24 protein-coding genes are annotated in these 25,715 nt (G+C 74.7%); 11 read left to right on the plus strand and 13 right to left on the minus strand.

All coding sequences use genetic code 11. From position 1 onward, the window contains the following. Positions 1-6: 6 nt before the first annotated feature. Positions 7-2,511 carry a helicase C-terminal domain-containing protein gene (locus IF01_RS0113900; protein ID WP_030393685.1) on the minus strand — a complete coding sequence of 835 codons (2,505 nt, stop codon included), beginning with the start codon at positions 2,509-2,511 and terminating at the stop codon, positions 7-9. A gap of 367 nt (positions 2,512-2,878) precedes the next feature. Between IF01_RS0113900 and IF01_RS43885 the strand changes: the two genes are divergently transcribed. From IF01_RS43885 to IF01_RS0113915, 3 genes are all read left to right on the plus strand, one after another. Further along, positions 2,879-4,033, plus strand: a complete 1,155-nt coding sequence (locus IF01_RS43885) for a hypothetical protein (protein WP_157855226.1) — start codon at positions 2,879-2,881, stop codon at positions 4,031-4,033. A 214-nt stretch (positions 4,034-4,247) separates the two neighbouring features. Further along, on the plus strand, positions 4,248-5,879 hold the full coding sequence (locus IF01_RS0113910) for an alkaline phosphatase D family protein (protein ID WP_244215503.1): 1,632 nt from the start codon (positions 4,248-4,250) through the stop codon (positions 5,877-5,879). Positions 5,880-5,937: 58 nt separating this feature from the next. Then, a complete protein-coding gene (locus tag IF01_RS0113915) occupies positions 5,938-6,312 on the plus strand; it encodes a VOC family protein (RefSeq protein WP_030393688.1) in 375 nt (124 codons plus the stop codon). Here IF01_RS0113915 and IF01_RS49260 read toward each other — a convergent pair. The 4 genes from IF01_RS49260 to IF01_RS0113935 all read right to left on the minus strand — a co-directional run bounded on the left by IF01_RS49260 (position 6,309) and on the right by IF01_RS0113935 (position 10,040). Then, positions 6,309-7,052, minus strand: a complete 744-nt coding sequence (locus tag IF01_RS49260; protein ID WP_063764207.1) for a potassium channel family protein — start codon at positions 7,050-7,052, stop codon at positions 6,309-6,311. The two genes, IF01_RS0113915 and IF01_RS49260, sit on opposite strands and share 4 nt — an antisense overlap. A 166-nt stretch (positions 7,053-7,218) precedes the next feature. Beyond that, positions 7,219-7,518, minus strand: coding sequence for a Sec-independent protein translocase subunit TatA (tatA, locus tag IF01_RS0113925; protein WP_030393690.1), 300 nt, complete (start codon positions 7,516-7,518; stop codon positions 7,219-7,221). A gap of 195 nt (positions 7,519-7,713) precedes the next feature. Continuing rightward, positions 7,714-8,352, minus strand: a complete 639-nt coding sequence (locus IF01_RS0113930; protein WP_030393691.1) for a class I SAM-dependent DNA methyltransferase — start codon at positions 8,350-8,352, stop codon at positions 7,714-7,716. 137 nt (positions 8,353-8,489) lie between these two features. Continuing rightward, positions 8,490-10,040, minus strand: coding sequence for an MFS transporter (locus IF01_RS0113935; protein WP_030393692.1), 1,551 nt, complete (start codon positions 10,038-10,040; stop codon positions 8,490-8,492). Between the two features lie 135 nt (positions 10,041-10,175). Here IF01_RS0113935 and IF01_RS0113940 point away from each other — a divergent pair, with 135 nt between their 5' ends. Beyond that, entirely contained in the window at positions 10,176-10,802 is a 627-nt protein-coding gene (locus IF01_RS0113940) for a TetR/AcrR family transcriptional regulator (RefSeq protein WP_051755320.1), read from the plus strand. Positions 10,803-10,805: 3 nt separating this feature from the next. Here the strand turns inward: IF01_RS0113940 and IF01_RS0113945 are convergent, their stop codons facing one another. After that, complete coding sequence (locus IF01_RS0113945) at positions 10,806-11,123, minus strand: cupin domain-containing protein (RefSeq protein WP_030393694.1); 318 nt, start codon at positions 11,121-11,123, stop codon at positions 10,806-10,808. 222 nt (positions 11,124-11,345) lie between these two features. On the opposite strand from IF01_RS0113945, the gene IF01_RS0113950 reads away from it, so the two are divergent. Further along, positions 11,346-11,612 (plus strand): hypothetical protein, encoded by a 267-nt coding sequence (locus IF01_RS0113950; RefSeq protein WP_030393695.1) that lies wholly within the window; start codon positions 11,346-11,348, stop codon positions 11,610-11,612. 133 nt (positions 11,613-11,745) lie between these two features. Here the strand turns inward: IF01_RS0113950 and IF01_RS0113955 are convergent, their stop codons facing one another. Beyond that, positions 11,746-12,903, minus strand: a complete 1,158-nt coding sequence (locus tag IF01_RS0113955; RefSeq protein WP_030393696.1) for an acyl-CoA dehydrogenase family protein — start codon at positions 12,901-12,903, stop codon at positions 11,746-11,748. A 350-nt stretch (positions 12,904-13,253) separates the two neighbouring features. Further along, positions 13,254-13,568, minus strand: coding sequence for a hypothetical protein (locus IF01_RS0113960; protein WP_030393697.1), 315 nt, complete (start codon positions 13,566-13,568; stop codon positions 13,254-13,256). Positions 13,569-13,829: 261 nt separating this feature from the next. On the opposite strand from IF01_RS0113960, the gene IF01_RS0113965 reads away from it, so the two are divergent. From IF01_RS0113965 to IF01_RS0113980, 4 genes are all read left to right on the plus strand, one after another. After that, on the plus strand, positions 13,830-14,537 hold the full coding sequence (locus tag IF01_RS0113965) for a DedA family protein (protein WP_030393698.1): 708 nt from the start codon (positions 13,830-13,832) through the stop codon (positions 14,535-14,537). Positions 14,538-14,664: 127 nt separating this feature from the next. Beyond that, complete coding sequence (locus tag IF01_RS0113970) at positions 14,665-16,575, plus strand: threonine/serine exporter family protein (protein WP_244215504.1); 1,911 nt, start codon at positions 14,665-14,667, stop codon at positions 16,573-16,575. Positions 16,576-16,644: 69 nt separating this feature from the next. After that, on the plus strand, positions 16,645-17,778 hold the full coding sequence (locus IF01_RS0113975) for a hypothetical protein (protein ID WP_208624314.1): 1,134 nt from the start codon (positions 16,645-16,647) through the stop codon (positions 17,776-17,778). A 307-nt stretch (positions 17,779-18,085) separates the two neighbouring features. Continuing rightward, entirely contained in the window at positions 18,086-19,516 is a 1,431-nt protein-coding gene (locus IF01_RS0113980; protein ID WP_030393701.1) for a C40 family peptidase, read from the plus strand. A gap of 98 nt (positions 19,517-19,614) precedes the next feature. Here the strand turns inward: IF01_RS0113980 and IF01_RS0113985 are convergent, their stop codons facing one another. Continuing rightward, positions 19,615-20,142, minus strand: coding sequence for a hypothetical protein (locus IF01_RS0113985; RefSeq protein WP_030393702.1), 528 nt, complete (start codon positions 20,140-20,142; stop codon positions 19,615-19,617). A 42-nt stretch (positions 20,143-20,184) separates the two neighbouring features. Then, a complete protein-coding gene (locus tag IF01_RS0113990; protein ID WP_208624315.1) occupies positions 20,185-20,808 on the minus strand; it encodes a hypothetical protein in 624 nt (207 codons plus the stop codon). Positions 20,809-20,972: 164 nt separating this feature from the next. Between IF01_RS0113990 and IF01_RS0113995 the strand changes: the two genes are divergently transcribed. Then, complete coding sequence (locus IF01_RS0113995; protein ID WP_078879952.1) at positions 20,973-22,286, plus strand: GNAT family N-acetyltransferase; 1,314 nt, start codon at positions 20,973-20,975, stop codon at positions 22,284-22,286. Between the two features lie 79 nt (positions 22,287-22,365). On the opposite strand, the gene IF01_RS0114000 is transcribed toward IF01_RS0113995, so the two are convergent. Beyond that, complete coding sequence (locus tag IF01_RS0114000) at positions 22,366-23,148, minus strand: TetR/AcrR family transcriptional regulator (protein WP_341845486.1); 783 nt, start codon at positions 23,146-23,148, stop codon at positions 22,366-22,368. 198 nt (positions 23,149-23,346) lie between these two features. Between IF01_RS0114000 and IF01_RS0114005 the strand changes: the two genes are divergently transcribed. After that, complete coding sequence (locus IF01_RS0114005) at positions 23,347-23,889, plus strand: GNAT family N-acetyltransferase (protein WP_037779796.1); 543 nt, start codon at positions 23,347-23,349, stop codon at positions 23,887-23,889. Here IF01_RS0114005 and IF01_RS0114010 read toward each other — a convergent pair. Together IF01_RS0114010 and IF01_RS0114015 are read right to left on the minus strand one after the other, a co-directional pair. After that, positions 23,874-24,365: a macro domain-containing protein gene (locus tag IF01_RS0114010; protein WP_030393707.1), complete on the minus strand. Its 492-nt coding sequence runs from the start codon at positions 24,363-24,365 to the stop codon at positions 23,874-23,876. The two genes, IF01_RS0114005 and IF01_RS0114010, sit on opposite strands and share 16 nt — an antisense overlap. 10 nt (positions 24,366-24,375) lie before the next feature. Continuing rightward, a complete protein-coding gene (locus IF01_RS0114015) occupies positions 24,376-25,647 on the minus strand; it encodes an MFS transporter (protein WP_063764208.1) in 1,272 nt (423 codons plus the stop codon). Positions 25,648-25,715 lie beyond the last annotated feature (68 nt).

The following is a 25,715-nucleotide window of genomic DNA, read 5'->3' on the forward strand; positions in this document are numbered from 1 at the left end:
GGGCGGTCACTCGTCGAGTTCGGCGACGCCGGTGATCCGGTGCAGCGCGAAGGTGCGCAGCTCCCCGTCGTGGTGGTCGAAGGCGGTGACGTAGCCGCCCTCGACCTTCACCGGGTCGATGATCCGCTGGCTGGCGAGGCCCTCCGCGTTGAGGTAGCCGATCCACATCCGCTCACCGAGCAGGACCGCCGTCTGCAGGGTCGCCAGGGTCTCGGCGGCGGCGGTGCGCGGCAGCTGGCGCCCGGACGCGGCGGCGGGTTCGCGGCGGACGGCGGTGGCGGCCCGGTCACCGGCCCGGATCGCCTTGACGGCGGCGGCGAGCAGGGTGTCGTCCGGGGTCGGCGGCCCGTCCGGGACGGGCACCGGCGCCGCCCGGGGCGGGGTGCGGTGGCTGTCCGGGCGGGTGATCAGCACATCGCCCTCGGCGGACTCGGCGGCCGGCGCGTACCCCATCGAGCGCAGCGTGCCCAGCAGGACGTCCGGCCCGGCCTGGGCGGCCAGTACGGTCGGCGCGAGCAGCCGCAGCCGCAGGTCGGCGGAGCGGCGGTCGGCCAGGATCTCGTTCAGCAGGGACGGGTCGTCGCAGCGCAGGTAGGACGAGGCGGCGCCGACCCGCAGCAGGCCGTGCCGGCGGGCCACGTCGTCGATCAGGTAGCCGAGCGGCTGCGGGACGGGCGTGCGGGAGTGCTGGTCCAGGAAGGCCCGCAGGTCGGCGGCGCTGCGCCCGGCGTCCAGGGCGCGCCGGACCGACTCCGGCGTGAAGCGGTAGACGGTCGCGCCGCCCTTGGACTCGATGTCCGCGCAGAGCGCGAGCGCCTGGGCGAGCGGGGTGAGCAGCGGGCCGGGCGCGATCGCGGTGAGGTCCGGCTGCAGGATCACGTGGTCGAGCGGCTGCGGCAGCAGCGGGGCGAGCACGGTGGCGGGGTCGGCCTCGGCGGTGAGCAGCGCGCGGGCGGGGGCGCCGAGGGCGCCGCGGCCGGTGACGCCGAGGAGTTCGGCCTCGGCCAGGGTCCAGCCGACCAGGTGCTCGCGCAGGTCGCGGCCGTCGGGGTCGGTCTGCCCGCCGCGCAGCGGGCGCTGCCAGCGCAGGGTGGGCAGGAGGTCGGCCGGGGTGGCCGCGGTGCCGGGCGGGAGTTCGGCGAGCAGGGCGAGGGCGGCGCGGCGGACCGAAGGGGCGAGGGTGCGGTCCAGTTCGGGGCCTAGCGCGGCGCGCTGCTTGCCCTTGCCGTCGGCGGTGCCGGCCAGGGCCGGGACGCGGGTCGCGGAGAGCCAGGCGCGGGCGAGCACGGTCCAGCGTCCGGCGGTGTCCAGGCGCAGCCACTCGTCGTACCCGGGCGTCGGCGCCCAGTGCTCGTCGACCTCGCCGTCCGGGGCCAGCAGGCCCGAGGTGTAGGCGAGTTCGAGCCAGAACGCGGCGGTCTGCTCGGTGCTCTCCAGGGCCTGGGCGGTGCGCTTGAGATCGCGCACCCCGAGGCCGCCGGCGCGCAGGGTGGGCGGCGGGGTGAGGCCCCAGAGCTCCAGCAGCTCCTCCACGGTCCGGACGGCGGTGTGGGCCTGTCCGGCGGCCGCGCCGTCCACCGTCCCGGGATCGCGCGGCGCGGCGGTCGGCGCGGGCTCGGGCTGGAGCGGTTCGACGGTGCGGTGGGAGCGCCCGCCGCGCAGGTGCAGGGCGAGTTCGCGGGGCAGGACGACGCTGCCCGGGCTGGTGGGCAGCAGCAGGCCCCGGGCCAGCAGCCATTCGACCGGGCTCTGGGCGTCCTGCGCGGTGACCGGGCGGGTGGCGTCCGGGACGGTGCCGGTGGGCGGTCCCCAGACCAGCCGGTCGAGCAGTCGCAGCGCGGGCTCGGGCGCGGTGGCGAGCAGGGCCTCGCAGCGGACGCGGTCGCCGAGCAGGCTGGTGAACGCGGCGACGGCGGTGACCGGGTCGGGCGTCGCGGGCTGCCCGGCGGAGGCGAGCAACTGCTGGAGCCGGGCCGGGGACATGCCGGTGCTCGCCTCGGCGAAGGTCGGGCCGAGGCCGGTGCGGCCGGGGTTGGCGGCGGTCGGGGCGAGCGCCTCGCGGGCCGCGATGACCAGCCGCAGGCCGTTGTCGGGACCCCAGAGCAGCGCCCGGTCGCGCAGGGTGGCCAAGGCGCGGGGCAGCGCGGCGGCGACGGCGGCGCGGTCGGCGGCGCTCAGCGGGGTGGCCCCGGGGTGCGGCTTCACCTTGGCCGGTCCGGCCAGCAGGGTGCGCACGGCGGCCGGTGAGGAGGCGTCGGGGAGCGCGGCCAGGGCTTCGGCGGTCTGCAGGGTGAAGCGGTCCAGGCGTTCCAGCGCGCGCAGGGCGGAGGCGCGGGAGGAGAGCCGGGCGGTGAGCTGGGTGAGGTCGCCGGGCACGGGGTTGAGCAGGTCGGGGCGGGACCGGAGCAGGGCGACCAGGTCGTCGTCGGGCCGGGCGCGCAGCTCCTCGGCGAGGGTGCGGGCGCCCGCGGGGGACTTGGCCTGGCGCTGTGGGCCCTGCTGTGTGGTCATTCGACCTAGGTTAGTCGGGCGGCGGCGGGGTGGAAGGGCCCCGGCGCCGGTGGATCCGGGGGCGTCGGCGGGTTCGGCGGGGGGTGGCGGGCGCACGGGGTTGACGGGAACGGCGTGGTGGTGGGGGAGGGGCCGGCGGCGCGGGTGGGGGCCGGTGCCGCGGCCGCGGGGCCCGGCCGGGTGCCGCCGGGGCGAACACGGGTGCGGCCGGGCGGCGTTCCGGCTCGCGTGGCGGGGCGGCGGGTGGGTAGCGTCACGGTCGGCGGGGACGACGCCGCGTCCGGACGGGTGGCGGGTCCGGTGCGGTACGGCAATCGGTGCGGCAATCTGTGCGGCAATCGGTACGGGCTAGGCGGGGTGCGTGGGGATGTCGGACGGCGAGTGGTGGCGCAAGCAGGGGCCCTGGAGTGAGCCGCCGGGGGGTGCGGGGGCCTCCGGCGGGGGTGGTGACGGGGACAGCGTGTACGCGGGGGAGCCGGCGCCCGCCGTCCCGCCGCGCCCCCAGGAGCCGCCGCGCCCGGTCGGGCCGCCGTCGGGCGAGGCGTCCGGTGGGGCGTCCGGTGGATCGGGCGCGGGCGGTGAGGCGTCCGGGGCGGCCGGGTCGCCCGCCGCGTTCCTGCCGCCTCCCACGCGCTCCGGCCAGGGGCGGGGTGCGGGCCGAGACGCGGGTCGGGGCGCGGACCGGGGCGCGACCCGGGGCACCGACCGGGGCGACGGCCCGTCGTGGCTGGCGAGGCCGGCCGAGGACGCCCCCGCCGACCCGGAGGCGCTGCCGCCCGCCTACCGCGCGGTGAGCACGGGCGACTGGGACTACGTGACCATCGACTTCGGGAACGGCCCGGTCGCCTCCAACCGTCCGATTCCCGAGCAGCGGACCACCACCGACGCCGGTGCGGAGCCCGGGGCGGGCGAGGACGCGGCCCGGGGGGACCGGGCGGCGCCGGACGCGGCCGCCGGGGACGCGCCGTCGCCGGAGGGCGGGGCGGCCGGGAAGGGCAACCGGAAGGGCAGGGCCAAGGGCAACGGCAAGGAGCCGGCCGGGAAGAGAACGGGCGGCAGGAAGGCCCCGGCCCGGGGGAAGAACGGCCCCGCCGGGCCGGGCCCCGCCGAGGGCGCCCCCGCCGCGAAGGGCGGTCCGGCCAAGGCCCCGGGCGGACGGCGCCCCTCGCCCCTGCTGCTGCTCTCCGCCGCGGTGCTGATCGGCGGCGCCGTCACCGGCCAGCTGATCGCCATGCTGATCGGCTGGGCGCTCGGCTACCTGTCCCGCCAACTGTCCGACTTCGTACGGAAGCTGGCGGTGTTCGGGATCCCGCTGATGGTCATCAGCGGCAGCTCGCTCTTCTACTGGGGCCGTGCACAGGGCCGCTGGGGCGCGGCCCCGGCGCCGGGCGAGCAGGGCTCGCACGCGATGTGGGATGCCGCGCCGGGGGTGCTGCGGGTGGCGGCGGTGCTGTCGGCCGTCTTCCTGCTCCTGATGTCCCTGCGCCGCAAGGGCGGCGGAGCGGCGGGCGCCGGCCAGTAGCGGCAGTCGTCCCGCTTGCTGTCGCTAAATCAACTCCGTTGACGGGAGCGGGAAAAGGGCGAAGACGTCGCCTGCCGTTCACGGGGCGCTCCATCCCCGTCTGATGGAATGGCCGGCCGTGGTGTCACCGATGCGCAACAGCTGCAGGAGGTCTCCCGTGCCGTCGTCCCCGCCCCCGTCCCCGCTCCGGTCCCCGCTGTCCCAGGCATCCCCGGTGCCGTCGCCGTCCGCCCCCGGACGGCCCCGGACCGCCGCGATCGGCCGCCGCGGCCTGCTGGTCGGCGCGGCCGTCGCCGTGGGCGCCCAGGCGCTCAACATCCGTACGGCGCACGCGGAACCCGTCCGCCGGGACCCGTTCCTGCTCGGCGTGGCCAGCGGTGACCCGCTGCCGGACGCCGTCGTCCTGTGGACCAGGCTGGTCGCCGACCCCTTCGACGCCGCCGCCATGGGCCCCCGCTCCGTCCCGGTGTCCTGGGAGGTCGCGGCGGACCCGGGCTTCCGCCGGACCGTCCGGCGCGGCGTCGCCGTCGCCGAGGCCGGACGCGGGCACAGCGTGCACGTCGACGTCCGCGGGCTCCAGCCCGGCCGCGACTACTGGTACCGGTTCCGCGCGGGCCGCCACCTGAGCCCCGCCGGCCGCACCCGCACCGCCCCGGCGGCCGGCGCCCACCCCGGCCGGCTCCGCCTCGGCGTGGTCAACTGCCAGGACTGGCAGAACGGTTACTGGCCCGCGTACACCGCCCTGGCCGCCGAGGACCTCGACGCCGTCGTGCACCTCGGCGACTACATCTACGAGACCGACCCGCGCGGCCAGTACCCGGACCGCCTGCACACCACCCCGGAGACCCCCGGGATCGACCAGTTGCTCACCCTGGCCGACTACCGGGCCAGGCACGCGCTGTACAAGACCGACCCGGCCCTCCAGGGCGCGCACGCCGCCTTCCCCTGGATCGTCACCTGGGACGACCACGAGGTCGAGAACAACTACGCCGGACTGGTCGACGAGATCGACGACACCGGCGCCCGCCACCAGGACACCGCCGCCCTCGCCCGCGAGCGCGCCGCCGCCTACCAGGCCTACTACGAGCACATGCCGCTGCGGAACCCGTACCGCACCGGCTCGCCGGACTACCGCCTGTACCGCCGCTTCGACTTCGGCGACCTGCTGCGCCTCAACGTGCTGGACACCCGCCAGTACCGCACCGACCAGCCGGGCGGCCACTCCCAGGACTTCGGCCCGGTCGCGGACGGCCTGGGCAACACCGCCGGCACCCTGACCGGCGCCGAGCAGGAGGAGTGGCTGCGCCGCGGCCTGTCGGGCTCCCGGGCGCGCTGGAACGTCATCGCCCAGCAGGTGATGATGAGCCAGATCCGCTTCCCCAACTTCCTGGACCCGGCCCACCCGCTGCCGCCGCTCGCCAACCTCGACCAGTGGGACGGCTACGACCCGGCCCGCACCCGGCTGCTGCGCTTCCTGCGGGACGCGGCGGTGGCCAACCCGGTGGTGCTGGCCGGTGACATCCACTCCTCCTGGTTCAGCGACCTGCGGATCGACCGCGACGACCTCGCGGCCGCGCCGGTCGCCGTCGAGTTCACGGCCACCAGCGTCAGTTCGGACTTCCCGGCCGCGTTCGACGCGCCGCTCAAGGCGCTCAACCCCACGCTCAACCCGCAGGTCCGGTACTTCGAGGGCCTGCGCCGCGGCTATCTGCGGCTGGACGTGGACCGCGAGCGGTGGCTGACGGACGCCCGGACGGTCGACAGCATCGCCGTCCGCGAGTCCCCGGTGCGGACCTCCGCCTCCTGGGCGGTGGTGGCCGGCGAGCCGGGCCTCGTCCCCGCCTGACCGCGCGGCTGCCCGGTCGGCCGGTGTTCCGGTCGGCCGGTCGGGCACAATCGGCGGCATGCTGAGACTCGGTTCGGTGGTGCTCGGAGTGCTGGAGGTCGGCCGCGCGGCGGCGTTCTGGGGCGAGGCCCTGGGGTACACGCCCCGGGACGGCGAGGCCGGGGACGACTGGGTGGTGCTCGTCCCGGCGGACGGCGCCCCCGGGGTGCAGGTCGCGCTCGGCCGGAGCGCCACCCCGCCGCAGGTGCACCCGCGGGTGCACCTGGACCTCTACGCGACCGACGCGGCGGACCAGGCGGCCGAGGTGGAGCGGCTGGTCGGCCTGGGCGCGAGCCGGGTCGACTGGGACCTCTACCCGGAGGACCCGGACTTCGTGGTGCTCGCCGATCCGGACGGCAATCGCTTCTGCGTGATCGACAGCAGTCGGACCTAGCCGTCCTCGGGCCCTCCGCTCCCGCGCCCGCTGCTCCCCCCGCTCCCGCCGCCCTGGTGTCCGCCCCCGTCCTCGTAGTGCTTGCGGCCGCGCAGGAGGCCCCGGCTGCGCCGGCCCTGGCCCAGGCCGGGGTGCGATCCCCCGCCGCCGTGGCCGCCGCCGTGGCCGTGGCCGAGCCGGTGGCCGGGAGGGGGGCCGTCCTCGGAGCGGTGGGCGCGGACCTCCATCCCGGAGCGGACGGTCCGGCTCAGGGCGCCGGCGGCCGCCGCCAGGAACACGAAGTTGTAGGCGATCTGAAGGAGCACCACCAGCCGCGGTCCCTGGCCCGCCGCGGTGATGTCGCCGTAGCCGATGGTCGCCATCGTGACGACCGTGAAGTACAGCGCGTCCAGGCGGGTCTCCAGCCCGTGGAACTCGCCCGGACTGTCGGCCAGGACGTAGTAGGTGCCGGCGAAGACGGTCAGCGAGAAGCAGATCAGGAAGGCCAGCCAGACGCCGGGATGGCGTCCGGTGCCGCGCATGCTGTCGACGATCCGGGCCAGCAGCAGCCCGGTCAGCAGGGTCAGCACCGCCGCGAAGACCACCCAGCTCAGCAGCGGGTGGTCGTCGCCCAGGGCGCGCAGCGGCAGGGTGAAGTACCCGAGCATCAGCAGGGCGAACGAGCCCAGCAGCAGTGCCCAGGCCCGCAGGTCGGGACGTTGCAGGGACGGGGTCGTCGGCGGCTGCTGGTTCGCGGACATCCCGGCCAGCCTGCCCCGGCGCGGTCCGGTCCGCCGCCCGGGCTGCGCCGTCCGGGCTGCGTCCGGGCTGCGTACGGGCCGAGGGCCGGCGCAGCGGCCGGTGCCCGGACACGACGAAGCCCCCGCCGTTCGGGGCGGGGGCTTCGGCCGGCTTCGTACCGCCGGATCAGGCGGTGGTGGACCGGGGGGCCTCGGTGGCCTTGGTCACGTTGGTGGGGTTGACGGCGGCCGGGCGGGGCTGCTCGGCGGCCGGCTGCGCGGGGGCGGCGGTGCTCTGGGCGGTACCCGGCGCGGCGTCGGCGGCGGGAGTGTCGTCCTCGCGCATCGCCTTCGTCTCCGCCTTGAGGATTCGCATCGACTTGCCGAGGCCGCGGGCCATCTCCGGCAGCTTCTTCGACCCGAACAGCAGGATCACGACAGCCAGCACCACAAGCACGTGCCAGGGCTCAAGACCGTTACGCAGCATCCCTGGCCACCGGTCCCTTCTCGTCTAGAGTGATACGTCACAGTTGGGCAAAGCGCCCGTCCTGGCCAGTATGCCTGTCCGCAGCGGCGAACGTATACACCGGCCGGGAAACGCTGGTCAAAAACCAGGTGCTGCGCGGACGGACGACCGAGGGGTGCGGGACGCCCGTCCGCCGCCCGTCCGCCCCCGGTCCGGTCAGGTCCGACGGGCCAGCAGGTAGCCGCGGCGGGTCGGCGCCTCCTCGGGGTACGGGTCGCGCTCCAGCCGGGCCGTGACGGTGAAACCGGCCTCCGTCAGCAGGTCGGCGACGGTGTCGGGCTCCAGGGAGCGGAAGTCCAGGTCCACCCGGTGGCCCCACCACTCGTCCAGCGTCCTCACCTCGGTGCCCCGGTGGAACGAGACCAGCAGCACCCCGGACGGCCGCAGCACCCGCCGGATCTCCTCGAAGGCGGGCCGCAGCTCGTCGGGTTCGAGGTGGATCACCGAGTAGAGCGCCACCGCGGCGGCGAACTCCCCGTCGGCGGCGGGCAGCGCCAGCAGGTCGCCGACCCGGAACTCCGCCCCGGGGTGCTCCCGCCGGGCGAGGGCCACCATCGCGGGCGACAGGTCCACCCCGACCGCCGTCGCCCCGCGCCCGCCCAGCCAGCCGGTGATGTGCCCCGGCCCGCACCCCAGGTCCGCCACCGGCCCCCCGGCGGCCTCCTCCAGCACCACCCCGAGCAGCGCCCGGTCCATCACCTTGAACGCCAGCTCGCCCCCGATCCGCTGCCGGTACTCCTCCGCCACCGTGTCGTAGCTCGCCCGCACCCGCCCGTGCACACCGTCGTCGCTCATCCCGGCAGCCTGGCACGCGGCCCGGCCCCGCGCGGGCGAACGGCCGCGGAGCCGGGCGGCCGAACGCGGCAGCCCCCGCCCGGGGTGGGCGGGGGCTGCGATGACGCGCGTGCGGGGGACCGGGCGGAGCGGGTGGGTCAGACGGCGGCGGGCTCGGGGGTCTTGGCGGCCGGGGCGGCGGCGGGGAGGTGGCGCATCAGCCGGTAGGCGAGGAGGGAGGCGCCGATCGCGAGGACCAGGCCGACCACCGCGGCGACGTGCAGGCCGTCGGTGAAGGCGGCCCGGGCGGTGGTGAGCAGGTCGGTGCCGAGCCGGCCGGGCAGCTGGGCGGCGACGGTGACGGCGCCGCCGAGGGTGTCCTGCGCGGTGCGGGCGGCCTCGCCGTCCAGGCCGGCCGGGAGGGCGCCGTCCAGCCGGGAGCGGTAGACCGCGGCGCCGGCCGCGCCCAGCAGGGCGATGCCGAGGGAGCTGCCGAGCTCGACGGCGGTCTCGGAGGTGGCGGAGGCGGCGCCGGCCCGCTCGATCGGGGCGGCGGAGACGACCATCTCGGCGGTGAGGGTCATGGTGCCGACGGTGCCGGCGGCCAGCACGCCCGCCGCGGTGAGGACGAGCGCCAGCGGCGAGTCCGCGCCGACCAGGGTCATCATCGCGAAGCCGGTCGCGCCGATCAGGAAGCCGCCGGCCATCATCGCCGCCGGGCGGACCTTCCCGGCGAGCGCCGAGCTCAGACCGACCGCCGCGCCGACACCCACGCTGGGGACGAGCGACCAGAGCGAGGCGGTGAGCGGGCTCATGCCCTTGACCAGCTGCAGGTACTGCGAGGTGAAGAGGGTGAAGCCCATCATCGCGAACATCGCCACGGTGTTGACGGTGATCGCCCCGCTGAAGGTGCGGATCCGGAACAGCGAGAGGTCGAGCAGCGGGTTGGCGGCGGTGCGCTGGCGCCAGTAGAACGCGCCCGCCAGGAGCAGGCCGGCCGGGACGGCGAGCGCGGCGACCGGGTCCCAGCCGTCCACCGCGAGCGTCTTGACGCCGTAGACCAGGGGCAGGACGGCGCTCATCGAGAGGACGGCGCCGAGCAGGTCGAAGCCGCCGCGCTGCGGGGAGCGGTACTCGGGGAGCAGGGCCGGGGCGGCGAGCAGGACCAGGGCCATCACCGGGACGGCGAGCAGGAAGACCGAGCCCCACCAGAAGTGGTCGAGCAGCAGGCCGCCCGCGACCGGGCCGAGGGTGGCGCCGGTGGTGAGGATGCCGCCCCAGGCGCCGAGCGCGACCTGACGCTGCTTGGGGTCGTGGAACATGTTGCGGATCAGCGCGAGGGTCGAGGGCATCACGGTGGCCCCGGCGATGCCCAGCACGGCGCGGGCGGCGATCAGCTGGCCGGCGCCGTCCGCGTAGGCGGCGAGCAGCGAGGCGCCGATGAACCCGGTCGCGCCGATCATGAGCAGCCGGCGGCGGCCGATCCGGTCGCCCAGCGCGCCCATGGTGATGAGCAGCCCGGCCAGCAGGAACGAGTACATGTCCATGATCCACAGCTGCTCGGTGCCGCTCGGCGCCAGCGTGGTGGAGATGTAGGGGACGGCGAAGAAGAGGACGCCCATGTCCATGGTCAGGACGAGGGTCGGGAGCAGGAGGACGGCGAGGCCGATCCATTCGCGACGGCCTGCGCGGCCGGTGGTGGCGGTCATGAGGAAGACGGTACGGGCGTGTCAGACGTTTGTCTAGTACGAGCGTCTGAATCGATCGTGCGAGACTCGCGTACTAGACGTATGTGCGAGACGAGCGTGCAAGACAAACGTCTTGATCGGACGTAGCATGCGGACATGGGAAATCGTGAGGACCTCATGGCCGGCGCCAAGCAATGCCTCTTCGAGAAGGGCTACGCGCGCAGCACCGCCCGGGACATCGCCACCGCCTCGGGCGTCAGCCTGGCGGCGATCGGCTACCACTTCGGCTCCAAGGAGGCGCTGCTCAACGCGGCGCTGATCGAGGCCACGGAGGAGTGGGGCGCCGTGCTGGCGGCGGTGGTGGCGCGGGCGAGCGAGGCGTCCGAGGACCCGGCGGAGCGCTTCGTCGCGGTCTGGGACGGCGTGCTCGCCACCATCGCCGAGCACCGCGGCCTCTGGGCCTCGCAGTTCGAGGTGATGCTGCAGGCGGAGCGGGTGCCCGAGCTGCGGGAGGCGCTCGCCGGGATCCAGAAGCAAGGGCGGCTCGGACTGTCGGCGCTGTTCCAGGGGCTGCCCGAGGTGCCGGACACCGAGGAGGAGCTGTCCCGGGGCATCTTCTACCAGGCGCTGCTGGTCGGCCTGGCCGGCCAGTGGCTGGCCACCCCCGACCTGGCGCCCCGCGGGCAGGACTTCCTGCGCGGCCTGGAGCTGGTCGGCGGCTCGGTGCTGAAGCCGAAGGGCGCCCCGGCGGACGGTCCGCAGTGGCACGGGCCCACCGGCTGAGCCTCAGACGGTGACGGCCGTCAGCAGCACCACCGAGTCGAGGTGCGCGAGCAGGCCGTGCCGCTCCTGCGGGACGGTCTGCAGCTGACCGGCGGAGAGTTCCTCGCGCCGCCCCGCGACGGTGAGCGACACCCGTCCGCGCAGCACCTGGAGGCTGGCTGCGGCCGGGGCGTTGTGCTCGTCCAGCGAGGTGCCCGCGGTCAGCGCGATCACGGTCTGCCGCAGCACCCCGTCGTGCAGCACCAGATGGGCGCTGCGGCCGTGCGGGCTCTCGGCGGCCCTGGCCGCGTGTTCCGCGACGAGCTGTTCGAGATCGACCATCGCGCGTCCTCCTGCCGTCCTGCTGTCGCTCCGCCGTGCCGCCCCTCGGCGCCGCCGTCCGGCCGCCGTGCCGTCCGGTTGCCGTGTGCCGTCGGGTTGCCGCGTCGGGAACTCCTTGCGGCCCAGCGTCCCGGACCCGCCCCGCGCCCGCACGCCGAGCGGCGCCCGCGTGCGGACGCGCTCGGCGTGCGGAGGCGGCCGAATGCGCTCATGGTGGAGGGCATGGCGACCAACGAGCGTTCTTTCAGCGGGTTCCAGGTCAACCGCTCGCTGCTGGCCGGCGGCGCGGTGCTCACGGGCATCGGCGCGCTGTTCGGGACGGCGGGTGCGGTGATGGTGTGCGCGGCGCTGGCCACGGCCGGCCGCGACTGGGTGCGGCGGCTGGACACCCCGCCGCAGGCCCTGGCCCAGCGGGCCCTGCACGAGGCCAAGGTGGCGTCCTCGGCGGGCTGGGAGGCCTGGCGCACCGAGCACCACTCGCCCAACTGATCACCGGGCCGGGGCCGAGCGCCCGCCGTCGGCGGCGTTCGCCCGTCGGCGGGGTTCGCCCGTCCGCGCGTTCGCCCGTCCGCGCGTTCGCCCGTCCGCACGGACGGGCGAACGCCGACGGAGCCCGGCCGGGTTACAGGCCGAGCGACTTGGCGACGATGCTGCGCATGACCTCGCTGGTGCCGCCGTAGATCCGGAAGACCCGGTTGTCGGTGTAGAGCCGGGCGATCGGGTACTCCAGGATGTAGCCGTAACCACCGTGCAGCTGAAGGCACTTGTCGATCACGACGGACGCCGACTCGGTGCAGAACAGCTTCGCCGCCGCGGCGTCCGCGACCGTCAGCTCGCCGTTCTGGTACAGCTCCAGCGCGCGGTCGACCATCGACTGCTGCGCCATCACCTGCGACTCGCAGTCGGCCAGGGTGAACTTGGTGTTCTGGAACTCGGCGACCGTCTTCCCGAACACCTTGCGTTCCTTGACGTACTGCACCGCGAACCGCACCGCCGCGGCGGCGGCCGCGTACGCGCCGACCGCGATGGCCAGCCGCTCCTGCACCAGGTTGTGGGTCAGATAGCTGAACGCGCGGCCCTCCTCGCCGAGCAGGTTCTCCACCGGCACCTTGACGTCCGCGAAGGCCAGTTCGGCGGTGTCCGAGCTGCGCAGACCGATCTTCTGGAGCTTGCGGCCGACCGTGTAGCCGGGGGAGGTGGTGTCCACGCAGAGGATGGAGAGCCCGGCCCGGCGGTTGTCCGGGTCGTACGGCGAGGTGCGGCAGACCACCAGGACGAGGTCGGCGAGCACACCGCCGGTGATGAAGGTCTTGGCGCCGTTGAGGACGTAGTGGGTGCCGTCCTCGGAGAGTCGGGCGGTGGTGGTGATGCCGGCGAGGTCGGAGCCGGCGCCCGGCTCGGTCATCGCGATCGCGGTCATGATGTCGCCGGAGACGAAGCCGGGCAGCCAGCGGGCCTTCTGCTCCTCGTTGGCGTACTCCAGCAGATAGGGCAGCACCAGGCCGGTGTGCACGCCCGAGGACCCGAAGCCGACGCCGGCCCGCGCGGTCTCCTCGGCCACCACCGCCTGGTACTTGAAGCCGCTCTCGCCCGCGCCGCCGTACTCCTCCGGCACCTCGATGCCGTAGATGCCGAGCGCGCCCAGCGTGCGGTAGAAGTCGCGCGGCGGATGGCCCGCCGCCTCCCAGTCCTCGTACACGGGGACGACCTCGTTGGCGATGAAGTCGCGGATGGTCTCGCGGAAGGCCTCGTGGTCCTCGGTGAACACGGTGCGGCGCACGGCGGCGCTCCCTTCGACGTGCCCGGCACGGCGCGGCCGGGCGGCCCGCCGATGGCCCCACAAGTTAATCGGGGGTAGCTTCGGCTGTCCAGGGTCGGCGGAGCGGCGCGTTCGCGCTGTTCTCGCTGGTCAACGGCGGGGCGCGGAACGGCCGCACAGTGCCCGGCAGGATCCGGACGACTGCCTGCCGCAGCTCGGCCGGGCCGTGCTCGGCCTCCCGGAGCCGCCGGACCCGGGAGGCCGGAGCGACGCGGCCGGGTGGCCACCCCGCCGGCGTGGGGTGCCCACCCGGCCGCGTTCGGCGGATGTGCCAGGGGTTGTCGGATCAACCCCTAGAGGTGGAGCGTCGTTCAGCCGCCGATGTGCGGGGCGAACAGGGCGGCGAGGTTGCCGTTGCCCTGGAGGGCGCCGATGTTCCCGGCGTTCCCGGTGGCCGCGAGGGTGTTGCTCTGGTTGCTGGCGCCGGAGCCGGTGGCGGTCTGCTGGGTGCTGACCACGTTGCCGTGGACGTTGCCGATGATGTTGCCGGAGCCGGTGTTGCTCACCACGCTGCTGTTGGAGTGGTGGTCCGCGCCGGCGCCGTTGTCGGCGTGGGCGGTGCCGATGCCGGCGAGGAGGAAGGCCCCGAGGGCGGTGACGGCGGCGGCTGCGCGGATACGGGACACGATGGTCTCCCTGAGGGTGGAGTGCGAATGGTGGCGCGTTCCGGAGTGGCCGCTCCGCAGCGCCGTTGCCTGACGTCGCACGACCAGGATTCATCAGGGCCCGGGAGGAACTCCACCGAATGGCCGAGGATTCGCCCGATGGTGGTACCCGGATGATTGTCCGACTGCGGCCCGGACCAGGGATGTTCGAAGGTTCCTTGGTGAATGCTTTACTGTTTCATTGCCAAGAGTCGACCCTTCCGGCCCTCAGGAGTCCGCCCCGTGACCAGCCTCGCCCTCGGCCCGTCCTGGCTCGATCCGACCTACCTGATCTCCACCTTCGGGCTGATCGGCATCCTGGCCATCGTCTTCGCCGAGTCGGGCCTGCTGATCGGCTTCTTCCTCCCGGGTGACTCGCTGCTCTTCACCACCGGGCTGCTGGTGGCCGGCGGCACGTATCTGCACCAGCCGCTCTGGGTGGTCTGCGCGCTGATCGTGCTGGCGGCGGTGGCCGGCGACCAGGTCGGCTACCTGTTCGGGCGGAAGGTCGGACCGGGCCTGTTCCGCCGCCCCGACTCCCGGCTGTTCAAGCAGGAGAACGTGGAGAAGGCGGCCGCCTTCTTCGACCGGCACGGCCCGAAGGCGATCGTGCTGGCCCGGTTCGTGCCGATCGTGCGCACCTTCACCCCGATCGTCGCCGGGGTGAGCGCGATGAACTACCGCGTCTTCGTCCTCTTCAACATCATCGGCGGTGTGCTCTGGGGCGCCGGCGTCACGGTGCTCGGCTACTTCCTCGGGCAGATCCCGTTCGTCCGGGAGAACATCGAGGCGATCCTGGTCGGCATCGTGCTGGTCTCGGTGGTCCCGGTGGCCGTCGAACTGCTCCGCGCCCGGCGCTCCGGCCGGTCCGCCCCGGCCGCCGACGCCGAGCGTTCCGACCGCGCCGCGGCGCCGGCCGCCGGGGCCGGCGGCCGCCATCGCGCCGGGTAGGCGTCCGCGCCCGGCGGGGCCCGCCGTCCCGTACATGTGCGTCCGGCAGTTCGATCGGGCATGGTGTATCCCGAGATCGAACGGCGGCCCGGGGGACCGGCACCGCCAGGGGCGGCAAGGAGCGGAAGTGCCGAAGCGGGGCCGGCCGGGCGGCGGCAAGAAGGCCAGGGGCAGCCGGGGCGGTCGACCGCCCCGTCAGCAGTCCCGGCCCGCCGCGGCGTCGCGTCCGGTCCACCCGTCCGCCGCGCCGCCCACCGAGGGCCTGCTCGGGCACCCCGCCCCGGTCGTCGAGCCGACCGTGGAGATCCCGCTCCTGCTGCCCGCGCCCGAGACCAGGGGCCTGCTGGCACCCGAGCCCGAGCCGGAGACCGAACCCGTCGCGGCGCCGGTCGACGTGCCGCCGTCCGACGTGCCCCCGTCCGACGTGCCGCCGGGTGCCGCGCCGCCGTCCGGTGCGCGGCCCGCGGACGCGGTGCCGGCCGACGGCGAGCCGGCCGCCCCGGGCCGCCGCCGTTCGGTGGCCGAGGACACCCTCACCCCCGAGGAGTGGCGGGCCGCCGGCTACACCCCGCCGCTCGGGATCCCGGTCGGCGCCCTCAGCCCCGGCGCGCCCGGTGAGGCGCCGTGGCCGGACCGGATGCGCACCCTGCTGCGCACCCCGATGTCCGAGCGCCCGGCCTTCGAACGGACCGCCCGCGAGCTGCACCCCTCGGTCGCCGCCGGCCGCAACGTCCCGCGCGTCCTCGACCTGACCCTGCGCATCGGCGAACTGCTGCTGGCCAGTGGCGAGGCCGCCGAGGACGTCGAGGCGGCCATGCTCGGCATCGCGCACGCCTACCGGCTGGACCGCTGCGAGCCGCAGGTCACCTTCACCCTGATCGGCATCTCGCACCAGCCCTCGCTGGTCGAGCCGCCGATCACCGCCGACCGGGTGGTGCGCCGCCGCACCTCCGACTACACCCGGCTGAACGCGGTGTACGAGCTGGTCGCGGACATCACCGCCGAGCGGGTGAGCGTCAACGACGCCTACCGCCGGCTCGCGGCGATCCGCCGCAACCGCCACCCGTACCCGGCCTGGATGCTGGCCCTGAACACCGGTCTGCTGGCCGGTGCGGCGACCTTCCTGGTCGGCGGGCGGATCGACGACAAGGCCTGGCTGGTCTTCCTCAGCGCCTTCGTCGCCGCCGTGCTCGGCGACCGGCTGGCCTCGATGATCGCCCGTCGCGGCCTGCCGGAGTTCTACCAGTTCGTGCTGGCCGCGATGCCGGCCGCGGCCTCCGGCATCGTGCTCTCCTTCAACGACCTGGGCCTGCGCGGCTCGGTGGTGATCACCGGTGGGCTGTTCGCGCTGCTGCCCGGACGCGCCCTGGTCGCCGCCGTGCAGGACGGTCTGACGGGTTTCTACATCACCGCCGCGGCCCGGCTGCTGGAGGTGATCTACCTGGTGGCGGGCATCGTCATCGGCGTGATGCTGATCCTCTACCTGGGGGTCGGCTTCCAGGCGAAGCTCAAGCCGGACGAGTCGCTGGTCGGGATCAGCTACCCGCCCGTCCAGATGGTCGCGGCACTGGTGCTGACCTGCGCCTTCGCGATGCTGCTGCAGACCGACCGGCGCTCGCTGGCCCTGGTCACCCTGAACAGCGGCATCGGCTGGGCCAGCTACGGGGTGCTGGCCTACAACGCCCAGCTCTCGCCGATCGTCGCGACCGGGGTGGCGGCCGGCCTGGTCGGCCTCTTCGGCCAGCTGATGGCGCGCTACCGCAACGGCTCCGCGCTGCCGTACGTCACCGCCGCGATCGGGCCGCTGATGCCCGGTTCGGCGCTCTACCTCGGCATGCTGTCGTTCGCCCAGGGCCACCCCAGCGGCGGCCTGGTCCAGATCACCAGGGCCGCGGCGATCGCCCTGGCGCTGGCCATCGGGGTGAACCTCGGCGGGGAGATCGCCCGGCTCTTCATGAAGCTCCCGGTCGGGGTCGAGCGGCCGTCGCTCGCCCCGGTGATCCCGCGCCGGGCGGCCAAGCGCACGCGCGGTTTCTGACGCCGATCGTTGGCCTCCGGGCCATGTCGTGGCAGACCGTACGCAGCACCAGGAACGAAGGTAAGACGCATGACCACACTGCTGGACGGCTATCGCGATCACATCGTCGCCGCGCACAAGCAACCGCTGTTCCTGCTGCTGGTCGGGTTCATCACCTCGTTCGTCTTCATCCGGTTCAGCGTGCGGATGATCAGGGCCCAGGTCCGCTGGTGGCCCGGCAACGTGACGCCCGGCGGGCTGCACATCCACCACATGGTCTTCGGTCTGGGCTTCCTGCTGGTCGGCGGCATCGGGGTGTTCGCCACCTACGGCGGCCACCCGTGGATCGACCTCTTCGGCCTGCTCTTCGGCATCGGCTGCGGCCTGGTGCTGGACGAGTTCGCGCTGATCCTGCACCTGGACGACGTCTACTGGAGCGAGCAGGGCCGCAAGTCGGTGGACGCGGTGATCTTCGGCATCCTCTTCACCGGCCTGCTGCTGGTCGGCTACGTGCCGCTCGGTGCCGAGCCCACCGGGGAGACCAGGTGGGGCCTGGTCACGGTGATCTCGGTGAACGCGCTGGCCATGGTCGTCACCCTGCTCAAGGGCAAGATGTGGACCGGCCTGCTCGGCATCATGGTGCCCGGCCTCTCCTGGGTCGGCGCGATCCGGCTGGCCCGGCCCAGCAGCCCCTGGGCGCGCTGGCGGTACGCCGGGCGCCCGCGCCGCCGGGCCCGGGCGCTCCGGCGCGAGCGTCGTCTGCACCGGCGCGCGGACATCGCCCGCACCTGGCTTTTCGACCTGATCGCCGGGGCGCCGGACAAGGTGTCGGCGAACCACCCGGCCGCCCACCGGGTGGCCGAGCGGATGGCCGCCCGGGCCAGCGCCCACCTGGACGCGCACGCGGCCCGGGCGCTGACCCGGCGCTCCGCGCGGCTGGCCGACCGGCGCTCGGCGGCGGGCGGGGAGCACCCGTCGGGCAGTCACCGGACCTCCGGGGCGAACGGCAACGGCGGCGCCGCCGGCCACGGGGCGGCGTACGGCGGGCCGGGCGGCTACGGCGGGTCGGCCGATCAGGCGGGGCCGCGGGACGGGTCCCAGCGGCGCCGTCGCACCGTCCGGGCCGGCCGGGACCGGACGTACGCCGTCCGGCCGACCGGGCAGTCCCTCCGTCCGGGGCGACACCGCTGGTTGCGGCCGCGGACGCGTCGGATGAGCCGTTAGTTCGCATACCCTGGCCGCCCGGTCGGGACCGTACTGCGGTCGGATCATCAGATGGTCACCCGGCCGGCGGTGCGGACTTGAGGTGTGAAACCCGCCCGGCTTGAGAACATGGCGAGCAGTGACCGTCTTGTCACGGAACGGGATGTTTTGCCGCACCTCTCGGCGCCGGACGGGCGGCGGGTGGGCGACGGTCCGGCGATCCGCCGGAACCGCTCGGCCCCCGCCGCGCCCGGTCCCGTCGCCGCCCCGGCCGCACCGCGGCGCGGGTGCGCGGCCGCTCCCTCGTGACCGTACGAAGGGATGAATCGTGGCGCGCAGATTCCTGCCGACCCTCCTGTTGTCCCTCACCGCCCTGCTCGGACTGCTCCCCGTCGCGGCGGCCGCCCCGGCGGAGCCGGGCGAGCCCAGCGCGGCCGCGGCCGAACCGTCCGGGGCCGGTTCCTCCGGTTCCTCCGGCTCCGCGGGCGGGCCCGGTCCCGCCGGAGCGCCGGGGGAGGAGGCCTACCCCTCCACCGAGGAGATCGACCGGTCCCGGGCCGAGGCCGACGCCACGGCCGGCTCGGTCGCCGCCATCGAGGCCGGCCTCACCGCCGCCAGGGCCGAACTCGACACCGCCGCCCGGACCGCCGAACAGGCCGTCGAGGCGTACAACGGCGCTCAACTGGCCCTCACCCGGGCCCGGGCCGAGGAGTCCGCCGCCGCCGACCGTTCGGCGGCCGCCGAGGCCGAACGGTCCGCCGCCGCCGAGGACGCCGCGGCCCTGGCCGCCGAAACGTACCGGCAGGGCACCAGCGCCGAGCTGTCCGCGATCAACGCCCTGCTCGGCGCACGCGGCCCGCGCGAGGCCGGGGACCGGGCCGCCGTGGTCGGGGTCGCCAGCGACCGTTCCCGGCAGATCCTCGACGCGGCCGTCTCCACGGCCGCCGGGGCAGCTCGGGCCGCGGCCGCCGCGCGCACCGCGGCCGAGACCGCCGAACGGGCCGCCGCGGCGGTCGGCGCCGCCCGGGAGCAGGCCGAGGCCCGACTGACGGACCAGCAGAACCAGGTCACGTCGACCGGCCTGAGGTGCGAACAACTGCTGGCCGAACTGGCGGCCGCCCGGCACACGACGGTCGAGCTGGAGCGGCAGCGCCGCGAGGCGCTGGAGGCGATCGCGGCCCGGGAGGCCGAGGCGGCGGCGCGCGCGGCCGCGGAGAAGGCCGCCGCCGAACGCGAGGCGGCGGAACGGGCCGCGGCCGAGCTGGCCGCGGCGGAGAAGGCGGCCGCCGAACGGGCCGCCGCCGAGGCCGCTGCCGCTGCTGCCGCCGCCGCTTCGACCCCTGCGAAGACCGGCCAGGCCGCCGCCGCACCCCCGGCCGGGCGGCCCTGGTCCGCGGAGGGCGCGGCCTCCGCCGTGGCCTTCGCCCGCGCCAGGATCGGCCTGCCCTACATCTGGGGCGGCGAGGGCCCGGCCGGCTACGACTGCTCCGGGCTGACCATGATGGCCTGGCGCGAGGGCGGCAAGCGGCTCAACCACTTCGCCGCCGACCAGTACGCGCAGTCCACCCCGGTCACCTACCGCCAGCTGCGCCCCGGCGACCTGGTCTTCTGGAGCGCCACCGGCCGCGCCGCCGACATCCACCACGTCGGCCTCTACATCGGCGACGACCAGATGATCGAGGCCCCCCGGGTGGGGATGCCGGTCAAGCAGGCCAGCCTCTGGATCATGGGCACCCCGGACTTCTACGCCCGCCCCTGACCGGCCGCCGCCCGGGCCGTGGGTTCTCAAAATTAGCTGCGCTTTCTCACGAGCCCTTCGCCGTGGCTGCGCGCGCGAAGAGCGGGTGGGACACGGAGTCAGCGGCAGAGATCCATGATCGTGTCGTCGAAGTCGGGGAACTCCCGGGTTGCTTGCTCGATGACGGCAGCGGGCAGCTGCTGCCGGTCGGGGGCGAACCGTTCCGCGACGGCCCTGAGCTCCGGGTTGGGCTGCGGCACCCAGCCGGGCTCGTACAAGAAGGCTGCTTCCCAGGGGCCGAAGCCGCCGGCCAGCAGCCACAGGAAGTCGCCCAGGTCGCGCGCCAGTACGCCCGTCTCGCCTTCGGAGCCGAGGAAGACGACGGGCTGGTCGATGAGCGGGCGGCCTGGGCGGACCAGCCAGAACGCCGCGTATCCACCCGTGCCGTCCTGACCGAACACACGGAAGTCGTCACCGTTCAACTCCGTGTTGCCGGTCCAGGCCCGGAGCCAGTCGGTGGTGTCCTCGGCGGACCGGAAGTCCGGGAAGGGCTCGAAGTCGATCCCCTTGCCGTCGTCGTAGTCGAACGGAACCGCCAGGGCGGCGGCGAGTGCGACAGGGAGCTGTCGATCACTGGTGTCAGTCACGTGGAGAGGCTAGCCACGACCACTGTCATCCGCCGGGGACCGTCACGGCGTCGGCGGTCGCAGGTCCAGGGCCTCGGCGAGGGCAGCGGTGACCGGGCCGGCGTGATCGGGCAGGTGATGGGCGGCCCACCCGGCGGCCAGGGTGTGGAAGGCCGTCAGGTCGCGCTCGACGCCGGCGAGCAGGCGGCGGGCCTCGGCGGCCGGGAGCTCGATCACCGGGCCGTCGTCCAGCTCCGCGTCGACGAGGAGGCGGACGGTGTCGTCCACCCGTTCGACCTGGGCGACGGGGTCGTGCCCGAACCAGGTCGCGCCGCCGCCGTCGAGCACGTCGAACCAGTCGCGCCACTCGTCGATCCCCGCACAGCAGCCCGGCAGGAAGGTGGTGCCGGTGGCGCTGTCCGTCACCCGCACCCCGCCGGCCGCGTACAGCGAGTCGAAGGTGAGCAGCCCGTGCAGGAAGGAGTCGAGCGGCTCGCGCGGGCGGGGCGGGCGGCGGGGGCGGTGCCAGGGCTCGGGGTCGAGGTCGTTGAAGCCGACGATGCGCATCACCGCCGTGCCGACCTCGGCCGGGGTGAGCCGGCCGTGCAGCGTCAGGTACGGGTCGACCTCGGCGACCGGCCAGAGTTCGAAGCCGTCGGGGTCCCAGTAGTCCAGCACGGGCTGCATCACGATCACCCGGGCCAGTGTTCCGCAGGCCCGGGGCGTCCGCACCGGGATTTCGCGCGTGGGGCCGTGGTGGGAGCCGGGGTGCTGGGCGGTCCGTCAGGGGCGGCGTCCAGGAGCGGAATAAATCGGATGCCGTCGCCGAAACCCCGCCGTACCGTGGGCGGATGGGCAACGAGACGAACGGCGGGCCCCGGGAGCCGGGCAGTGGCCGACCGGGCGAGCGGACCGACGCGGGTGACGGGATCGAGATCCGCGCGATCGGCGAGGACGAGGTCGAGGCGTGGGACCGCGCGCTGGCCCTGGGTTTCCTGCGCTCGCACATCGGCCGGGCGACGGAGTACCGCCGTCGGCAGTGGGAGCCGGGCCGGATGGTCGGGGCGCTGGCCGACGGCCGGTTCGTGGCCACCTTCCGCAGCTTCGACACCGAGCTGACCGTCCCCGGCGGCGCGGTCGTCACGGCCGACGCGATCACCGCCGTCACCGTGACCGCCACCCACCGACGGCGCGGCCTGCTCCGCCGGATGATGACCGCGGACCTCGAGGCCGCCCGGGAGCGCGGCGTCCCGGTCGCGATCCTGATCGCCGCCGAGTACAACATCTACGGCCGCTACGGCTTCGGCCCCGCGACCCGGGGCCACGGCTGGAACATCGACCTGCTCCGGGCCGGCGGCCTGCGGGACGGCCTGCCCACCGTGCCCGGCGGGCGGATCGACCTGGTGGAGATGGCGGAGCTGCGCAAGATCGGCCCCGAGCTGTTCGACCGCTGGCGGGTCACCCAGGCCGGTGTGATCGCCCGGGACGAGCTGATCTGGCAGCGGTCGACCGGCGAGATCGAGGTACCCGGCTTCGACTGGAAGGAGCCGTTCGCGGCCGTCCACCGGGACGCCGACGGCACCCCGACCGGTCTGGCCGTCTACCGGATCGACGACGAGTGGGACGGCTCCTACCCGAACTGCACGCTCACCCTCGTCGACCTGTTCGCCCTCGACCGGCCCACCGCCACCGAGCTGTGGCGGTTCGTCTGCTCGATCGACTGGGTCCGCAAGGTCGTGGTCGAGAACGTCGGCCCGGACGACCCGCTGCCGGTGCTGCTGAACGACCCGCGGGCCGCGACGCCGCACGTCGACAACGCCGACTACATGTGGCTGCGGGTGCTCGACATCGAGGCCGCGTTCAACGCCCGGACGTACGGCGCGGCCGGTCGCACGGTGCTGGAGGTCGACGACCCGGCGGGCTACGTGGCCGGGCGCTGGGCGGTCGAGGTCGCCGAGGACGGCACCGGCCGCTGCGTCCGGACGGCCGACGAACCCGATCTGGCGCTGGACGCCTCGGCGCTGGGCGCGCTCTACCTGGGCGGCGAGACGCTGCCGAGGCTCGCCGTGGCCGGGCTGGTCACCGAGCTGCGCCCCGGCGCGGCGGCGGCCGCGGACCTGCTGTTCCGCACGCCGCTGTCGGCCTGGAACATCGACGGATTCTGAGTCGCCCGCACCGCCGGGAAACGGCCGGTCCGCTTTCCGCGGGCCGGCCTTTCGCTTGGCCGAGTGCCGTTTCCTCGCGCTATTTGACGGCGGTCTTCCCGATGGTGGGAAGAATGAAGTCCTGGATGAGCCCCTTGGCGTCGCGGACGATCGGCCGGAACACCCGGTAGCGCGAGAGGTTGATCACCCGGGCCGCCATGGGGGTGGACCGGCGGACGAATTCCCGGGTGCGCTCGGTGTCCTCGGTCCGGTCGAAGACCCAGTAGAGGACGACGACCATGAGGTGCAGCCAGAGCACGTCGGGCAGCAGCTCGACCAGTTCGGCGTCCAGCTTCGGTGCCAGGTCCGAGCCCTGCAGCACGTCGCGGAACAGCGCGACCGCGGTGGCCCGGGCCGGGTGCGACTCGTTGGAGAACGGGCTCAGGGCGCTGGTGGGGTCGGCCGCCGTCCGGAAGAACTGCGCGGCGAACTCGTGGTACGGGGCCGCCGTGTCGAGCCAGGAGACCAGGGCGATTTCCAGGCGCTCGGCGAAGTCCCGGGTATCGGCCATGCGATTCCTGGCGTCCGCCGCATGGTCGTACGTCATCCGGTCGTAGAAACCCTGGATGAGAAATTCTTTCGCCGAGAAGTAGTAATAGGCATTTCCGACCGAAACGCCCGCCTCGGCGGCGATGGCGCGCATGGTGGTCTTCTCGTAGCCGCGCTCCTGGAAGAGCCGCATCGCGGTCTCCAGGATCAGGGCCCGGGTCTGCTCGCTCTTGTCCGTCTTCGGCTGGGCGCGGCTGCCACGTGTCTCGGCGGGCGCCGAAGGGGTGCCGCCGTCGGTGCCGCTGCCGTCGTTCGTCGCTGCCAGGTCGTCCACGGCCCCGAGCCTAGCCCGATCGGCCCAGTCCCAGGCGGTGTCGGCGCGGTGCGGCACCGGATGCCCCCTCCGCATCCGGTGCCCACACGGGCGCCGCTCTCCGTTAACTCTCCTCGAGTCACTTCGAACGCGTTCAAAAGCATGCCATGACTTCGGACCGGGCTTGAACGCGTTCAGGGCGGATGAGAGGCTCGTTCCGTGATCACCACCATCCGCCGGGGGAACGCCCGGGACGCCGAGGCCGTCGCCGCACTGCACGCCGCCAGCTGGCGCAGCGCGTACACCGGCATCGTCCCCGACAGCGCCCTCGGTGACGGGCTGGCGGACGAGCGGCGCGAGATCTGGGAGTTGCGGCTGAGCGTCGACTACGGCGCCCCGGAGGCGACCCCCGAGCTGCTGATCGCCGAACAGGCCGGCGACACCGTGGGCTTCGCCTACCTGGTCCCGATGCCGGACGGCCGGGTGCTGCTCGACAACCTGCACGTCCGCCCCGGGCTGACCGGTGCCGGGATCGGCGGGGACCTGCTGGAGGCGGCCTGCGCCTACGTCGCCCGGCAGCACCCCGGAGCGGACCTCTACCTGGAGGTGCTGCAGGCCAACACTCGCGCGATCGCCTTCTACGAGCGCGCGGGCGGCAGGCGCACCGCGGCCGGGCAGGGCGTCTTCCCCGGCGGTCACACGCTGCCCGAGTACGAGTACACCTGGTCGGCCGTCGCGCCGGCCGGTCAGTCGTGGTCGTAGACCGTCACCGGTACCCCCCGTTCCGTCAGCCGGGCCCGTACCAGGGGCTCCACCATCTCCCAGCGCCCGCCCGCCAGTCCGCAGCCGATCCGCGGCATGTGCACCGAGGCGCCCAGGGACAGCGCGTGTCCGCCGAGCGTCGCCAGCGCGGTGTCGATCGCCTCGTACCGCACCGGCGGCCCGGAGGAGCGGCCCGTCCGGATGCCGCGCTGGCCGATCAGGTTCGCCACCCAGAGGTACTCCGTCACCTGGACCAACTGCACCGCGCCGAGCCCGAAGTCGTTCTTCGAGCGCTCCCGGTGCCACCGCCGGTAGGCAGCCTCCGGCTCGGCCCACCGCCGGGAGACCGCCAGTACGAACCCCCTCCCCCAACCTCCGAGGTCGTTGCAGACGTGCGCGATCACCTTCACCCCCTTGCCCAGGGGCGCCGTGGCATCGCCCCGGACGTAGTCGATGGTGCTCGCTGCCGCCGTCATACCCCGCAAGCTAGCGGGTGGCACCGACAGTGGGTTCGGGGGAAGTGCGGGCCGAGGGCCGGGGCCCGGTGCCCAGGTGGCGGCGGCCCGCGAGGGCGATCAGCAGGGCGAGCGCCGCCGCCCCGGCCGGGATCCAGTAGCCCGCGCCGGGCCCGGCGTGTTCGGCGAGCGCGCCGGCCAGTGCCGAACCGGTCGATATGCCGATCATGATCCCGGACACCGCGATCGCCATCGCCTCGTTCAACTGCCGCTGCGGCAGCAGCTCCTGGATCAGCGTCATGCCGGTGACCATGGTCGGCGCGGTGCCCGTGCCGGCCGCGAACAGGGCCACCCCGAGCAGTGCGAGCCCCGCGCCGCCCAGCCCGGCGGCGAGCGGCAGCAGCAGGAGCCCCGCCATCGCCGCCACACCCCGCAGGAAACGGGTACCAGCGGGGCCGGTCGGCCGCAGGGTGCCGAACACCAGCCCCGCCACGCAGGAACCGGCCGCCACCAGGGCCAGCAGCCCGCCCGCGACCGGCCGGTTCCCCAGCGCGTCCGCGTAGGCGACGGTGGTCAGGTCGAGCGCGCCGAAGACCATGCCGGTGCTGAGGAAGGTCAGGGCGAGCACCCGGAGGGCCGGTACCCGCAGCGGTGAGCGGTCCGCGGCGCCGGAGCCGATGGAGGGGGAGGTCGCGTCGGTCCGGTCGGCCGTCGGCGGTTCGGTCCGCCGCTGGGCCGCGAAGAGCAGCGCGCCGACCGCGCCGACGCCGCCGGCGGCGAGCATCCCGGCCTCCGGGGCGACCGTCGTGCACAGGACCATGCCGAGCACCGGTCCGGCCATGAAGCAGAGCTCGTCCAGGGACTGTTCGAGGGAGTTGGCGAGGTGCCGGTCGTCCGGTGCGTCGCGGAGCAGGTGCGCCCAGCGGGCCCTCGCCATGCCGCCGAGGTTCGGCACCGCGGAGCCCGCCGCCCAGCAGAGGTAGAGCGTCCAGTCGGGCGCGCCGAGGCGGACGCAGAGCAGCAGCCCGCACAGCGGCACCAGGTTGTACAGCACCGCCGGGACGGTGACCCGGGCCTGCCCGAACCGGTCGACGAGGCGGCCGATCAGCGGCATGCCGATCGCCACCGCGACCAGCCCGGCCGCGGCGACGGTGCCCGCGAGGGCGTAGGAGCCGCGCCGTTCGGCGATCAGCACCACGAGGGAGACGCCGGTCATCGACATCGAGAGCCGGGCGAGCAGTCCGGCCAGGGTGAAGGCGACGGTGCCGGGCCGGGAGAACAGACGTCGGTACGGGGCGAGCACGGGACTCCGCGGGAGAAGAGGGGGAGGGGGAAGGGCTCCAGCCTCGGGCCGCCGGTCGTTCGCGGTCC

Origin of the sequence: Kitasatospora purpeofusca (genome assembly GCF_000718025.1) — a bacterium.
In the GTDB taxonomy this organism is placed as follows: Bacteria; Actinomycetota; Actinomycetes; order Streptomycetales; family Streptomycetaceae; genus Kitasatospora; species Kitasatospora purpeofusca.